The sequence below is a fragment of the Neorhizobium sp. T25_13 genome (assembly GCF_002968675.1).
In the GTDB taxonomy this organism is placed as follows: Bacteria; Pseudomonadota; Alphaproteobacteria; order Rhizobiales; family Rhizobiaceae; genus Neorhizobium; species Neorhizobium tomejilense.
Genome location: NZ_PVBI01000008.1, coordinates 94,571 through 108,406, shown reverse-complemented (window position 1 = coordinate 108,406; position 13,836 = coordinate 94,571). Strand labels below are relative to the sequence as shown.

Here is a 13,836-nt window from a genome sequence, read left to right as displayed (position 1 = left end):
CATCAGGAGTGCGGAGCCATGTCTTTCGTAAAGACCAGACGCAATGTTTCATTTGTCTTCAAAGGCCTTGTCGTGGCAGCCGCGCTCGGCGCACTGACGGCCTGCTCGGAAGAGAAAAAAGCCGAAGCCCCGGAAGTTGTTCGCCCGGTGAAGGTGACCGAGGTTGCCGCCGCCGATAACGGCCGCAAACTTCAATATTCCGGCTCCGTCAAGGCGCGCACCGAGATGAACCTTGGCTTCCGCGTTGCCGGCAAGATCACAGAGCGGCTCGTCGACGTCGGCGAACGTGTTCGCCCCGGCGATGTTCTCGCAAAGCTCGACGCGGTCGATTACCAGCTCGCGGTACGCCGCGCCGAGGCCGATCTCTCCTCCGCCCAGAAGCAGGTGGAAATCTCCGGCCTCGCCCGTCGTCGGGCCGAGACGCTTGCCGAGAAGAGCATTTCCTCCCAATCGCAGTTCGAACAGGCGCAACTTGCCAACGACCAGGCCATCTCGCAAAGGGAATCGGCCCAGTCGGCGCTCGACCAGGCCCGCAACCAGGTCGCCTATACGGAGTTGAAGTCGGACCAGAACGGCATCGTCACCACGGTCAGCGCCGATATCGGCCAGGTGGTCGCGTCCGGCACTCCGGTCCTCTCCGTCGCCGTCGAGGGCAGCAAGGAAGTGCAGATCGCAGTTCCGGAAATGGACGTCGCTCAGTTCAAGCCGGGCAAGACGGTGAAGGCTCGTTTCTGGTCGGCTACCGATCTCGTCCTTGACGGCAAGGTCCGCGAAGTGGCCGGCAGCGCCGATGCGCAATCGCGCACTTTTGCAGTTCGCGTCAGCCTGCCGGACGACCCGCGGGTCCTGCTTGGCATGACCGCGACGATCGAGGCGGATGAAGACAATGCCGTCGCCACCTATGCCGTTCCGCTTGCGGCGCTTTCCAAGAAGGACGGCCAGTCCGTCGTCTGGATCGTCGACCGCGGCAAGGGGACCGTCAGTTCGCGCGCCGTCAAGGTCGCCGACTTCTCCGACGACGGCGTCCGCGTCGCCGAGGGCATTGCCAAGGGCGACCTCGTCGTCTCGGCCGGCACCCAGTTCATGAAAGAAGACATGAAGGTCAAGCTGCCGGAAGCGATCGCCTCCCGCTTCGGCAGCGTCAGCAGCCTTACCACCGCATCGCTCGCGCCCTGATCGCCAGGCTTAAAGGACCCAAGACCATGAGCTCCTCTCATCAGGCCAATCCCCCGAAAAAGGGCGGGTTCAACCTGTCCCGCTGGGCGATCGCCCATCCGAGCATCGCCCGCTTCCTCTTCGGCCTCATCATCGTCATGGGCGCGCTTGGCGTCATGAACATGGGCCAGAAGGAAGATCCCGACTTCACCTTCCGCGTCATGGTCGTGCAGACCGTCTGGCCCGGCGCCTCCATCCAGGAAATGCAGGATCAGGTGGTCAACAAGGTCGAGCGCAAGCTGCAGGAAACCCCGCATCTCGACTGGGTCAAGTCCTATACCCGCGCCGGCGTGGCGATCACCACGGTGCAGATCAAGGGCGACACCAATACCGCCCAGGTCAACGACGCCTTCTACCAGGTCCGCAAGAAGATCGGGGATATCACCCAGGATCTGCCGGCCGGCCTGCTCGGTCCTTATTTCAACGACGAGTTCGGCGATACCTACATCACCCTCAATTCGATCAGCGGCGAAGGCTACAGCTATCCTGAACTGAAGCAGTTCGCGATCCAGGCCCGCGACATGCTGCTCGCCACGCCCGGCGTCGAAAAGGCGGTCATCCTCGGCGACCAGCCGCAGAAGATCTTCATCGACGTCTCGTCGAAGGCGCTCGCCGAGCGCGGCCTCACCGTCCTCAACATCCGCGATGCGTTGTCCGGCCAGAACAATATCGATCCCGCCGGGAACGTTCAGACCGCCGATCGGTCGGTGCGGATCGCGGTCGAAGGCGGCGTCACCACGCCGGAAGACATCCGCGAACTACGCCTCAAGGCCGGCAGCCAGGTGATCCGGCTCGGCGATATCGCCACCGTCACCGCCGGTCTCGAAAACCCCTATCAGCGCAAGTTCCGCTTCAATGGCCACGACAGTGTCCAGCTTGGCGTCGTCATGGCGAAGGGCTTCAAGGTCACCGACGTCGGGCACGAGGTCGAAGCCACCTATGAGCGCTTCGAACAGACGCTGCCGGTCGGCGTTTCCGTCGAGCAGGTTTCCAACCAGCCGGAAGTCGTTACCGAAGCGGTCGGCGAGTTCACCCAGGCCCTGCTGGAAGCTCTCGTCATCGTCCTCATCGTCTCGCTGATCTCGATCGGCTGGCGTTCGGGCATCGTCATCGCCATCACCATTCCGCTGGTTCTGTCAGCCACGTTCGCGATCATGTTCTACATGGGCATCGAGCTGCAGCGCATCTCGCTCGGCGCGCTGATTATCGCGCTCGGCCTGCTCGTCGATGATGCGATGATCGTCGTCGAGATGATGGAACGGAAGCTGGAGGAGGGGCTCGCACGCCTCGATGCCGCCACCTTCGCCTATTCATCCACCGCCTTTCCAATGCTGACCGGCACATTGATCACCACTGCCGGCTTCATCCCGGTCGGGTTCGCCGATTCCACCGCCGGCGAATACGTGCGCACGCTGTTCTACGTGGTGGGCATCGCGCTCGTCGTGTCGTGGTTCGTGGCCGTCTATTTCACTCCCTGGCTCGGCTACATGATCCTCAAGCAGCGGGCGCACGCAGGCACCCATCACGATGCTTACGACACCCGCATGTATCGCGGCGTCCGGCATGCGGTCGGCTGGTCCGTGCGTCACAAGGCTATCGTGCTGCTTCTCACTCTCGGCGCCTTCGTCGGCAGCCTGTGGTCGTTCCAGTTCATCCCGCAGAGCTTCTTCCCGCAGTCCTCGCGGCCGGAAATCCTGGTCGACATGTGGCTGCCGGAAGGCACGGCGATCGAGGAAGTCGAACGCCAGGCGAAAGCCCTTGAAGACAAGATCCTGCCCGACGCGGACAAGACCTTCGTTGCGACCTATATCGGCGAGGGCGCGCCGCGCTTCTTCCTGCCGCTCGACCAGCAGCTCCGCAACCCCAACTACGCGCAGCTCCTGATCATGTCGAAGGACGTCGACGCCCGCGAGCGTCTGATCGTCAAGCTGCGCGCCATCCTTGCGCAGGACTTCCCGACCGTGCGCGGCAAGGTCGACCGCCTGTTCCTCGGCCCGCCGGTCGGCTGGCCCGTCCAGATGCGCGTCACCGGCCCGGACCCGGCGGAAGTGCGCCGCATCGCCGACCAGGTCAAGGAACGTTACCAGCAGCAGCCGCTGTTCGGCGCGATCCATGACGACTGGATGGAACCGGTGACAGCCATGAAACTGGTCATCGACCAGGATCGTGCCCGGGCGCTGGGCGTCACCTCACAGCGTGTCCGCCAGATGCTGCAGACAGCAGTCTCCGGCGCTCCGGTCAGCGACTTCCGTGATGGCGAGGAAACCGTCTCGATCGTCGTCCGTGAACCGGATGCCACCCGCAACCTGCTCTCGGCGGTCCAGTCGGTCTATGTGCCGACGGATTTCGGCGGCTTCGTCCCGGTCTCGCAGATTGCCAAGGTCGTGCCGGTCCTCGAACAGGGTATCGAATGGCGCCGTGACCGCCTGCCGACGATCACCGTCAAGGCAACGCTGCCGGATGGCATCGAACCGACCCAGGTGTCGATGAACCTCTACAGCAGCATGGCCGACCTGCGTGCCAGCCTGCCTGCCGGTTATTATGTCGAGATCCAGGGCGGTGCGGAAGATGCAGCCGAAAGCCAGAACTCGATCGCTGCCAAGGCGCCGATCATGCTCCTGGTCATCCTCGTGCTGCTGATGATCCAGCTGCAGCATTTCGGCAAGGCGATGATGGTGCTGGCAACCGGCCCGCTCGGCATCATCGGCGCTGCCATGGCGCTGCTTCTGACCGGCGCGCCGTTCGGCTTCGTGGCGATCCTCGGCGTCATCGCGTTGCTCGGCATTATCATCCGCAACTCGATCATCCTGGTCGACCAGATCGACCAGGACATCGCGGCGGGCATGGAGCGGATGGAGGCGATCGTCGGCGCAGCCGTACGCCGCTTCCGGCCGATCATGCTGACGGCACTGACAGCCGTGCTGGCGCTATACCCGATCTCGCGCGGCGTGTTCTGGGGCCCGCTCGCCTATGCGATGATGGGCGGCATCCTGGTCGCAACGGTGCTGACGATCCTCGTCCTGCCGGCCGCCTACGCCCTCTTCTTCGGCCGCGAGCCCAAGAAGAACAAGGACGACCGGTCGCCCGCCAATCAGGGCGACCTCTTCGAAAGCCGTGACGACCTGCCGATGGCAGCGGAGTAACGGCGAGCGCCTTCCTCGGGAGCCTGGTAACTCCTGAGGAAGGCGTCCTGATTGGCTTTGACGGACTGGAAGATATAGTCCCTGACCATCCGCACCCGGGGGATCTGGCTCAGGTCACGATGGCACATCAGCCAATAACCGCGTCTCAGTTCCACCTCTTCCGGCAGCACGATTTCGAGATCCGGCCGCGTGCGGGTGATGAAGTTCGGCAGCACGCAAAGACCGAGACCGTTCAGCGTCGCGGTCAGCTGCGCAAAGATGCTGGAGCTCTGGAAACGCGCCTTGATACCCGGATGGACGTCGCCAAGATAGTCGAGCCCGGGCGCGAAGATCATATCCTCGATATAGCCGATGAAGGGATGCGACAGCAGATCCTGCCGGCAGCGGATCGGACCGGCCTTGGCGAGGTAAGATTTCGCGCCGTAGACGTTGAGACTGTAGTCGGTGAGCTTTTCCGTCAGGTAAGGCCCGTCCTTCGGCGGATCGAGCGAGACCGCGATATCCGCTTCCTTGCGCGACAGCGACATGATCTGCTGGATCGTCACCAGTTCCAGCGAGATGTTCGGATGGCTGTCGCAGAAGCTGCGGATCTTGTCGGCGAAGAAGAAATTCGCAAACCCTTCCGGGGTGCTTAAGCGAACCACGCCGCGCTGCGCCGTGGTGCCGGAGGCGACATCCGCCTGCAGCCGGTCGGCCTCGGTCTCGATGCGCTCCGCGGTCTCGATGAAGCGCTGGCCCATGCCGGTCAGGACATACCCACGTGGATTGCGCTCGAACAGTTTGACCTTCAGGGCGAATTCCAGCCGGTCGATGCGCCGGGATACGGTCGCGTGGCTGGTGCGCAATTGACGTGCCGCGGTGGACAGCTGTCCACTGCGCGCCACGGCCAGGAAATATTGCAGATCGTCCCAGGTGAAGTTCTGATTGTTGCTCAATGCGGTCCCGTCTGTTCAAAAATGCACAGATGCTGTTTGCAATTAATTACAGCGGCCTGCTTGCGTCAACGGCCGTTTTCCTGAACCATGCAATCCGGAGCAGCCGATTTGAGGAGAACGGCTCACCAATTTTGAACAGACCCTTCAAATTTTCTGGGCCTATTCTCTGGGAGGAGAAATTATGCGCAAGACAATTATGACGTCACTTGTAACGTCCCTGGCCGTCGTTCTCGCAAGCAGCGCGGCATTCGCGCAGAGTGCGTCCGACAACAAGGTCAAGATCGGCATCCTGAACGACCAGTCGGGCGTCTATTCCGAGTTTGGCGGCAAGTCGTCGGTCGAGGCGGCCAAGATGGCGGTCGAGGATTTCGGCGGCAAGGTTCTCGGGGCTTCGATCGAGATCGTCGATGCCGACCACCAGAACAAGGCGGACATCGCCTCCAACATCGCCCGCCAGTGGTACGACACGCAGCAGGTCGATGCGATCATGGAGCTGACGACCTCGTCCGTGGCGCTCGCCGTGCAGGCGATCGGCAAGGAAAAGAAGAAGATCGACATCGTTACGGGCGCGGCGACCACCGATCTGACCGGCAAGGCCTGCAGCCCCTACGGCTTCCACTGGGCTTATGATACGCATGCGCTCGCGGTCGGTACCGGCGGCGCGCTCGTCAAGCAGGGCGGCGACAGCTGGTTCTTCCTTACCGCCGACTATGCCTTCGGTTATTCGCTCGAGCAGCAGACCGGCGACTTCGTGAAGTCCTCCGGCGGCAAGATCGTCGGCGCTGTCCGCCATCCGCTCGCCACCACCGATTTCTCGTCCTTCCTGCTGCAGGCACAGTCCTCCGGCGCCAAGGTGATCGGCCTTGCCAATGCCGGCCTCGACACGGCGAACGCCATCAAGCAGGCGGCGGAGTTCGGCATCACCGCCGGCGGCCAGCGCCTTGCGGCACTGCTCTTCACGCTCGCCGAAGTGCACGGCCTCGGCCTGCAGGCAGCCCAGGGCCTGACCCTGACCGAGGGGTATTACTGGAACCTCGACGACAAGAGCCGCGAATTCGCGAAAAAGTTCTTCGCCCGCACCAAAAAGATGCCGAACATGGTCCATAGCGGCACCTATTCGGCGGTCACCCAGTATCTGAAGGCAATCCAGAAGGCGGGTACCGACGATGCGGATGCCGTCTCCAAGGCGCTGCACGAAATGCCGGTCGACGATTTCTACGCCCGCGGCGGCACGGTCGCCAAGAACGGCCGGATGATCCACGACATGTACCTGCTGCAGGTCAAGAAGCCGGGCGAAAGCAAGGAGCCCTGGGATTATTTCACCGTACTCGCCACCATCCCTGGCAAGGACGCCTACATGGATCCCGCCAAGAGCGGCTGCGAACTGGTGAAGTAATGGCGGTTTCCGCGACAGCAAAACAAGAAGAGCCGCGGGTGGTATTATCCGCCCGCGGCCTCTCGAAAAGCTTCGGCGCCTTCATGGCGGTGAAAAACGTCGATCTCGACGTCCACCATGCGCGCGTCCATGCGCTGATCGGCCCGAACGGCGCAGGCAAGACGACCGTCTTCAACCTGCTCACCAAGTTTCTGCAGCCGACGGCGGGTTCGATCACGCTTCTGGGCACGGATATCACCAAAACTCCGCCGGACAGGATCGCCCGCATGGGGCTGGTCCGCTCCTTCCAGATTTCGGCGGTCTTTCCGCATCTGACGGTGCTCGACAATGTTCGCGTCGCACTGCAGCGGACGAACGGGCTTTCGACGCAGTTCTGGCTGCCGGTCTCCTCGCTCGATCGACTGAATGCGCGGGCCGACGAATTGATCGAGTCGGTCGGCCTGAAGCGTGAGCGCAATGCGCTCGCCGCCGACCTTTCCTATGGCCGCAAGCGCGTGCTGGAGATCGCCACGACGCTGGCGCTCGATCCCAAGGTGCTGCTGCTCGACGAGCCGATGGCCGGCATGGGCCAGGAGGATATCGGTACCGTTTCCAACATCATTCGCGAGGTGGCAAAGACCCGTGCGGTGCTGATGGTCGAGCACAATCTCTCCGTCGTCGCCGACATCTGCCACCATGTGACGGTGCTCCAGCGCGGCGAAATCCTCGCCGAGGGCGACTACGCCACCGTCAGCCAGGACCCGCGCGTCCGCACCGCCTATATGGGCACGGAGGAGGCTTGATGGCACCCTTGTTGCAAGTTTCCAACCTCAATGCCTGGTACGGCGAAAGCCACGTCCTGCACGGCGTCGACATGACGGTCGGCGAGGGCGAGACGATCACCATTCTCGGCCGCAACGGCGTCGGCAAGACGACGACGCTCAGGACCATCGTCGGCATCATCCGCGAGCGCAAAGGCGAAATCCGTTTCGCGGGCAAGGATATGCTCGGCGTGCCGCTGCATCGCACGGCGCATAACGGCATCGGCTTCGTGCCGGAAGAGCGCGGCATCTTTTCGACGCTGACCGTCGAGGAAAACCTGATGCTGCCGCCGGTCGTGGCCGAAGGCGGGATGTCGCTCGAGGAGATCTACGAGCTCTTCCCCAACCTTGAGGAGCGCCGCTCCAGCCCCGGCACGAAACTCTCCGGCGGCGAGCAGCAGATGCTGGCGATCGCCCGCATCCTGCGCACCGGCGTCAAGCTTTTGATATTGGACGAACCGACCGAAGGCCTGGCGCCGGTCATCGTGCAGCGGATCGGCGAGGTGCTGAAGACGCTGAAGGAGCGTGGCATGACGGTGCTCCTGGTGGAGCAGAATTTCCGCTTCGCGAGCCGCGTCGCCGACCGGTTCTACCTGATGGACCATGGGCGGATGGTCGCGAATTTCCCGGTGGCTGAGCTGCCGGGCAAGATGGACATGCTGCATAAAGTGCTGGGAGTGTGACGTTATGACGATGATCTTCGGCATACCGCTTCAGGCCTTTCTCGGGCAGCTCCTGATCGGCCTGATCAACGGGTCCTTCTACGCGCTTCTGAGCCTCGGCCTGGCGGTCATCTTCGGCCTTCTGCGCGTCATCAACTTTGCCCATGGCGCGCAATACATGCTCGGCGCCTTCGCGGCGATGCTGATGCTGGAGTATTTCGGCATCAACTACTGGGCCGCGCTGATCCTCGGGCCGATCGTCGTCGGCCTGTTCGGAGCGATCATCGAACGGACGATGCTGTCGCGGCTCTACGATCTCGATCCGCTCTACGGCCTGCTCTTCACGTTCGGCCTGGCGCTGACCATCGAGGGCACGTTCCGCTATCTCTACGGCGCGGCCGGCCAACCCTATTCGGTGCCGACGCAGCTTGCCGGCGGCACCAATCTCGGCTTCATGTTCCTGCCGATTTATCGCGGCTGGGTGGTCGTCGTGTCGCTGGTTGCCTGCATCGGTACATGGCTGCTGATCGAGAAGACCAAGCTCGGCGCCTATCTTCGTGCCGCGACCGAAAATCCGGTGCTCGTCCAAGCCTTCGGCGTCAACGTGCCGGTGCTTCTGACGCTCACCTACGGGCTCGGTGCGGCGCTCGCCGCCTTTGCGGGCGTGCTGGCCGCGCCGATCTACCAGGTCTCGCCGCTGATGGGTTCCAACATCATCATCGTCGTTTTCGCGGTGGTCGTGGTCGGCGGCATGGGCTCGATCATGGGCGCCATCGTCACCGGCTACATGCTCGGTATTGCAGAGGGCCTCACCAAGGTGTTCTATCCGGAAGCGTCCAACATCGTGATCTTCGTGATCATGGCAATCGTGCTTCTACTCCGGCCAGCCGGCCTTTTCGGACGGGATGCGTGAGATGAGCGAGATGACCCAAACCGCTGCCAAGCCGCGCATCGAGCGCTCGGCCACCGCTTCCAGGACCTACACGATCTTCGTGATCATCGGCCTGGCGGCTCTGATCCTCGCGCCGATGTTCTTCTACCCGATCTTCCTGATGAAGCTCCTGTGCTTCGCGCTGTTTGCATGCGCCTTCAACCTGCTGCTCGGTTATACCGGGCTGCTCTCCTTCGGCCACGCGACCTTCTTCGGCGGCGCGGCCTATTTCACCGCCCATGTGGTCAAGGAATGGGGCTTTCCGCCGGAACTCGGTATCCTCACCGGCGTCGTCGGCGCAGCATTGCTCGGCCTGGTCATGGGGTTCTTCGCGATCCGCCGGCAGGGCATCTATTTCGCGATGATCACGCTCGCCCTGTCGCAGATGTTCTTCTTCTTCTGCCTGCAGGCGGAGTTCACCCAGGGCGAGGACGGCATCCAGTCGGTGCCGCGCGGCCATCTGTTCGGTTTCATCGATCTCAACAGCTCGACCAACATGTATTATTTCGTGCTGGCCGTGTTCCTGATCGGCATGGTGATCATCTGGCGGTTCATCAACTCGCCCTTCGGCATGATCCTCCGGTCGATCCGCGAGAACGAGCCGCGGGCGATCTCGCTCGGCTACTCCGTTGCCCGCTACAAGCTCGGGGCCTTCGTGATGTCGGCGGCCCTGGCGGGCCTTGCGGGCGGGCTGAAGTCGCTGGTCTTCCAGTTCGCGACGCTGACGGATGTCGCCTGGCAGATGTCCGGCGAAGTGATCCTGATGACGCTTCTCGGCGGTATCGGCACGCTGATCGGGCCGATCTTCGGAGCGGGCCTGGTGGTCACGCTGCAAAACTACCTGGCGACGTCTCAATTCCCGGTGACGATCGTCACCGGCGTAATCTTCATGGTCTGCGTCCTCGTTTTCCGACGCGGCATTATCGGGGAATTCTACGCCTCCCGGCTCGGCCGGAAGCTCGGTTTCGAGCATAGACGATAAGATAGAGGGAGGGCGCAGGGATGCGGCTTGCGGGCATGGTTCGCGGGGCGCTTCTCCCTGGAGCATAAGCATGGAAAATTACGACTACATCGTCATCGGGGCGGGCAGCGCCGGCTGCGTATTGGCCAGCCGGCTATCGAAGGACCCGGGCAACCGGGTGCTGATCCTCGAAGCGGGCGGCAATGACAACTATCATTGGGTGCATATTCCTGTCGGCTACCTCTACTGCATCAACAATCCGCGCACGGATTGGTGTTTTACCACCGAGAAGGAAGAGGGGCTGAACGGCCGTTCGCTCTCCTATCCGCGTGGAAAGATCCTCGGCGGCTGCTCGTCGATCAACGGCATGATCTACATGCGCGGCCAGGCTTACGACTACGACATGTGGCGCCAGATGGGCTGCACCGGCTGGGGCTGGGACGATGTCCTGCCTATCTTCAAGAGATCCCAGGATTTCTACAAAGGCGCCGATGACATGCACGGCGCCGGCGGCGAATGGCGCATCGAAAAGCAGCGTCTTCGCTGGGCCGTGCTCGACAGTTTCCAGAAGGCGGCGGAAGAGGCCGGGATCCCGATCGTCGACGACTTCAATCGCGGCAGCAACGAGGGCTCGAGCTATTTCGACGTCAACCAGCGCTCCGGGATCCGCTGGAACACGTCCAAGGCCTTCCTGCGCCCGGCGATGAAGCGGCCGAACCTCACCGTGCTCACCAAGGCGCATGTGCGAAAGCTGATCATCGAAAACGACGAGGTGAAGGGCGTAGAATTCCAGCACGATGGGGTGGCGAAGAAGGCCTATGCTAAACGCGAAACCGTGCTCAGCGCCGGCGCGATCGGCACGCCGCATATTCTAGAACTCTCCGGCATCGGCCGCGGCGATGTCCTGCAAGACGCGGGTGTCGAAGTGGTCAAGGAGGTCAAGGCTGTCGGCGAGAACCTGCAGGACCACCTGCAACTCCGCCTCGTCTACAAGGTGACCGGCGTTCCGACCCTCAACGAAAAGGCGTCGAGCCTGATCGGCAAGGCCTCGATCGGACTGGAATATGCGCTGAAGCGCTCCGGGCCGATGTCGATGGCGCCGAGCCAGCTCGGCATCTTCACCAAATCCGGCCCCGACAAGGAGACGCCGGATCTTGAATATCACGTCCAGCCGGTGTCGCTCGACAAGTTCGGCGAACCGGTCCACTCGTTCCCGGCAATGACCGCGAGCGTGTGCAATCTTCGTCCCGAGAGCCGCGGGTCGGTGCATCTGAAAAGCCCGGATTTTGCCGCGGCACCGGGCATCCATCCGAATTACCTGTCGACCGCCGCCGACCGCGACGTCGCCGTCAAGTCGATCCGGATCACCCGCGAGATCGTCAAGAAACCGGCATTTGCGCGCTATCATCCTGAGGAATACAGACCCGGTCCCTCCTACGAGACCGATGCGGACCTCGAAAAGGCGGCCGGCGACATCGGCACGACGATCTTCCACCCGGTCGGCACTGCGCGTATGGGATCCGATCCGGACAGCGTCGTCGATCCCCGCCTGAAAATGCGCGCAGTCGGAAGGCTGCGTATCGCCGATGCCTCGATCATGCCCAATATAGTCTCCGGCAACACCAATTCGCCGACGATCATGATCGCCGAAAAGGCGGCCGAGATGATCCTGGCGGACAATCGGTAGACCGGAGAAACGCATGTCCGACACACCTGCCCAGAGCGACGAAGTCCTCATCGACCGCATCGGTTCGGCCGCCGTCATCCGGCTCAACCGGCCGAGGGCGCTGAACAGCCTGAACTTCGCCATGGTGCGGGCGATGAAGCAGGCGCTGGAGCAGTTTACGCGCGATCCGGAAATCTCCTGTGTCATCCTGAAAGGCGAGGGAGAGCGCGGTCTTTGTGCCGGAGGAGATATCCGGGTCATCTACGAAAGCGGCAAGTCGGAGGATCCTGACGTCACGCGATTCTGGCGCGAGGAATTCCCGGTCAACTACATGATCTCCCGCTACGAGAAGCCGTATGTGGTGCTGATGGACGGCATCGTCATGGGCGGCGGCGTCGGCGTCGCCTCGCACGGAAAACACCGGATCGTCACGGAACGCACCCGTCTCGCCATGCCCGAGACCGGCATCGGCTACGTGCCCGATGTCGGCGCCACTTGGCTGCTTCCCCGCGCGCCCGGCGAGACCGGCACCTGGATGGGGCTGACGGGGGAAGTGATCGGCGCGGCGGATGCCATCTATACCAATCTTGCCGATGTGAACGTGCCCTCGGAACGGCTCGGCCTGCTTGTCGAGGCGCTGGGGGAATTGAAAGGCGGCGCGTCCGACGAGCAGGTGCGGGCGGTCATCGATCGTTTCGCCGTTACGCCGGGCGAAAGCCCACTCGAAGCCCATCGCGACCTGATCGACCGGGTTTTCCGCTTCGATACGGTCGAGGAGGTTGTGGAAGCCCTGAATAGAGAGGATGATGAATTCTCCATCAGGACGCGCGACATCATCGCCAAGCGCTCGCCGACCAGCCTCAAGCTCGCGCTTCGGCTCATCAGGCTAGGCCGCGAAAGTTCGAGCCTTGTCGAATGCCTGGAGCGGGAATTCACCGCCGGCGCCGAAATCCTGCGCAACCACGATTTCTACGAGGGCGTGCGCGCCGCGATCATCGACAAGGACCGCAATCCGAAATGGTCTCCGGCAACGCTGGAGGAGGTCGGGGATGCGGATCTCGACCGCTACTTCGCTGCGCGGCATCCGGTTCTGTTTCCGGATCACAGGCTTTAAAACAACAACGACGACGGGAGGAAGACATGACCAAGATCGCTTTCGTGGGCCTTGGCAATATGGGTGGGCCGATGGCCGCCAATCTTGTGAAAGCCGGTCATGAGGTGCGCGGCTTCGACCTGTCGGAAGCGTCGGTGAAGGCGGCCGCCGAGACGGGCGTGAAGGCTGCCGGCGCGCTGGCGGAGGCGGTGCGCGATGCGGAATGCATCATCACCATGTTGCCGAAGGGGCAGCACGTCACGGCCGTGTGGACCGATCTCACCACGCTCATCCCCGAGGGCACTCTCGTCATCGACTGCTCGACCATCGACGTGGAAAGCGCCCGCAAGGCACATGAACTGGCGGATGTCATGAACTGCATCTCGCTCGATGCACCCGTCTCCGGTGGCACCGGCGGGGCCGCGGCCGGCACGCTCACCTTCATGGTCGGCGGTTCGGAAAAGGCGTTCGCCTTGGGCAAGCCGATCCTCGAGGCGATGGGAAAGAAGATCGTCCATTGTGGCGACGCCGGCGCCGGCCAGGCGGCAAAAATCTGCAACAACATGATATTGGGCATCTCGATGATCGGCGTCTGCGAAGCATTTGGCCTCGCGGAAAAGCTCGGCCTTTCGCATCAGGCGCTGTTCGACGTCGCCTCCACCTCATCAGGCCAGTGCTGGTCTCTCACCACCTATTGTCCGGTGCCGGGTCCGGTGCCCATCTCGCCGGCGAATAACGACTACCGGCCGGGCTTTGCCGCGGCGCTGATGCTGAAGGACCTGACGCTGTCGCAGGAGGCCGCAAGACAGTCTGGTGCCGCCACGCCGCTCGGTGCCCACGCGGCCGAGCTTTATGCCGAGTTTGAAAGGACGGGGCACGGCGCGGACGATTTCTCCGCCATCATCCAGATGCTGCGGGAGAAGGCGGGCCGGACGAGCTAGGCCGATTGATCAGGCCGGCGGCGTTTGTTTCCTCTGCGCAAAGGGAGTAAATTCCCGTCCTCTGAGCAATCGGTTCAGGGCTTGTGATGGAGG

At 62.7% G+C, this 13,836-nt stretch carries 11 protein-coding genes; 10 read left to right on the top strand and 1 reads right to left on the bottom strand.

Annotation, left to right across the window (positions count from 1 at the left end):
• Window positions 1-18 precede the first annotated feature (18 nt).
• Window positions 19-1,176, top strand: coding sequence for an efflux RND transporter periplasmic adaptor subunit (locus C5J22_RS19665; protein WP_105439595.1), 1,158 nt, complete (start codon window positions 19-21; stop codon window positions 1,174-1,176).
• A gap of 26 nt (window positions 1,177-1,202) precedes the next feature.
• A complete protein-coding gene (locus tag C5J22_RS19660) occupies window positions 1,203-4,358 on the top strand; it encodes an efflux RND transporter permease subunit (RefSeq protein WP_105439594.1) in 3,156 nt (1,051 codons plus the stop codon).
• Here C5J22_RS19660 and C5J22_RS19655 read toward each other — a convergent pair.
• Window positions 4,307-5,293, bottom strand: coding sequence for a LysR family transcriptional regulator (locus tag C5J22_RS19655; RefSeq protein ID WP_105400023.1), 987 nt, complete (start codon window positions 5,291-5,293; stop codon window positions 4,307-4,309). The two genes, C5J22_RS19660 and C5J22_RS19655, sit on opposite strands and share 52 nt — an antisense overlap.
• Window positions 5,294-5,489: 196 nt before the next feature.
• Here C5J22_RS19655 and C5J22_RS19650 point away from each other — a divergent pair, with 196 nt between their 5' ends.
• The 8 genes from C5J22_RS19650 to mmsB all read left to right on the top strand — a co-directional run bounded on the left by C5J22_RS19650 (window position 5,490) and on the right by mmsB (window position 13,743).
• Window positions 5,490-6,689 (top strand): ABC transporter substrate-binding protein, encoded by a 1,200-nt coding sequence (locus tag C5J22_RS19650; RefSeq protein ID WP_371412652.1) that lies wholly within the window; start codon window positions 5,490-5,492, stop codon window positions 6,687-6,689.
• Complete coding sequence (locus C5J22_RS19645) at window positions 6,689-7,471, top strand: ABC transporter ATP-binding protein (RefSeq protein ID WP_105419802.1); 783 nt, start codon at window positions 6,689-6,691, stop codon at window positions 7,469-7,471. The genes C5J22_RS19650 and C5J22_RS19645 overlap by 1 nt, the downstream gene beginning before the upstream one ends.
• Window positions 7,471-8,172, top strand: coding sequence for an ABC transporter ATP-binding protein (locus tag C5J22_RS19640; RefSeq protein WP_105439592.1), 702 nt, complete (start codon window positions 7,471-7,473; stop codon window positions 8,170-8,172). Before C5J22_RS19645 ends, C5J22_RS19640 begins: the two co-directional genes overlap by 1 nt.
• A 4-nt stretch (window positions 8,173-8,176) precedes the next feature.
• Window positions 8,177-9,064 (top strand): branched-chain amino acid ABC transporter permease, encoded by an 888-nt coding sequence (locus C5J22_RS19635; RefSeq protein ID WP_046666492.1) that lies wholly within the window; start codon window positions 8,177-8,179, stop codon window positions 9,062-9,064.
• 1 nt (window position 9,065) lies between these two features.
• Window positions 9,066-10,064 carry a branched-chain amino acid ABC transporter permease gene (locus tag C5J22_RS19630; protein ID WP_046666493.1) on the top strand — a complete coding sequence of 333 codons (999 nt, stop codon included), beginning with the start codon at window positions 9,066-9,068 and terminating at the stop codon, window positions 10,062-10,064.
• A gap of 70 nt (window positions 10,065-10,134) precedes the next feature.
• The gene (locus C5J22_RS19625; protein ID WP_105439591.1) at window positions 10,135-11,730 is read left to right on the top strand and encodes a GMC family oxidoreductase; all 1,596 of its coding nucleotides are present in this window, start codon (window positions 10,135-10,137) and stop codon (window positions 11,728-11,730) included.
• 13 nt (window positions 11,731-11,743) lie between these two features.
• Window positions 11,744-12,823: an enoyl-CoA hydratase/isomerase family protein gene (locus C5J22_RS19620; RefSeq protein WP_105439590.1), complete on the top strand. Its 1,080-nt coding sequence runs from the start codon at window positions 11,744-11,746 to the stop codon at window positions 12,821-12,823.
• 26 nt (window positions 12,824-12,849) lie between these two features.
• Complete coding sequence (mmsB, locus tag C5J22_RS19615) at window positions 12,850-13,743, top strand: 3-hydroxyisobutyrate dehydrogenase (protein WP_105439589.1); 894 nt, start codon at window positions 12,850-12,852, stop codon at window positions 13,741-13,743.
• Window positions 13,744-13,836 lie beyond the last annotated feature (93 nt).

What these genes read in the sequence shown, in the direction of transcription:
- C5J22_RS19665 (WP_105439595.1), top strand. Translation starts at nt 19, where the DNA reads ATGTCTTTCGTAAAGACCAGACGCAATGTTTCATTTGTCTTCAAAGGC.
- C5J22_RS19660 (WP_105439594.1), top strand. Translation starts at nt 1,203, where the DNA reads ATGAGCTCCTCTCATCAGGCCAATCCCCCGAAAAAGGGCGGGTTCAAC.
- C5J22_RS19650 (WP_371412652.1), top strand. Translation starts at nt 5,490, where the DNA reads ATGACGTCACTTGTAACGTCCCTGGCCGTCGTTCTCGCAAGCAGCGCG.
- C5J22_RS19645 (WP_105419802.1), top strand. Translation starts at nt 6,689, where the DNA reads ATGGCGGTTTCCGCGACAGCAAAACAAGAAGAGCCGCGGGTGGTATTA.
- C5J22_RS19640 (WP_105439592.1), top strand. Translation starts at nt 7,471, where the DNA reads ATGGCACCCTTGTTGCAAGTTTCCAACCTCAATGCCTGGTACGGCGAA.
- C5J22_RS19635 (WP_046666492.1), top strand. Translation starts at nt 8,177, where the DNA reads ATGACGATGATCTTCGGCATACCGCTTCAGGCCTTTCTCGGGCAGCTC.
- C5J22_RS19630 (WP_046666493.1), top strand. Translation starts at nt 9,066, where the DNA reads ATGAGCGAGATGACCCAAACCGCTGCCAAGCCGCGCATCGAGCGCTCG.
- C5J22_RS19625 (WP_105439591.1), top strand. Translation starts at nt 10,135, where the DNA reads ATGGAAAATTACGACTACATCGTCATCGGGGCGGGCAGCGCCGGCTGC.
- C5J22_RS19620 (WP_105439590.1), top strand. Translation starts at nt 11,744, where the DNA reads ATGTCCGACACACCTGCCCAGAGCGACGAAGTCCTCATCGACCGCATC.
- mmsB (WP_105439589.1), top strand. Translation starts at nt 12,850, where the DNA reads ATGACCAAGATCGCTTTCGTGGGCCTTGGCAATATGGGTGGGCCGATG.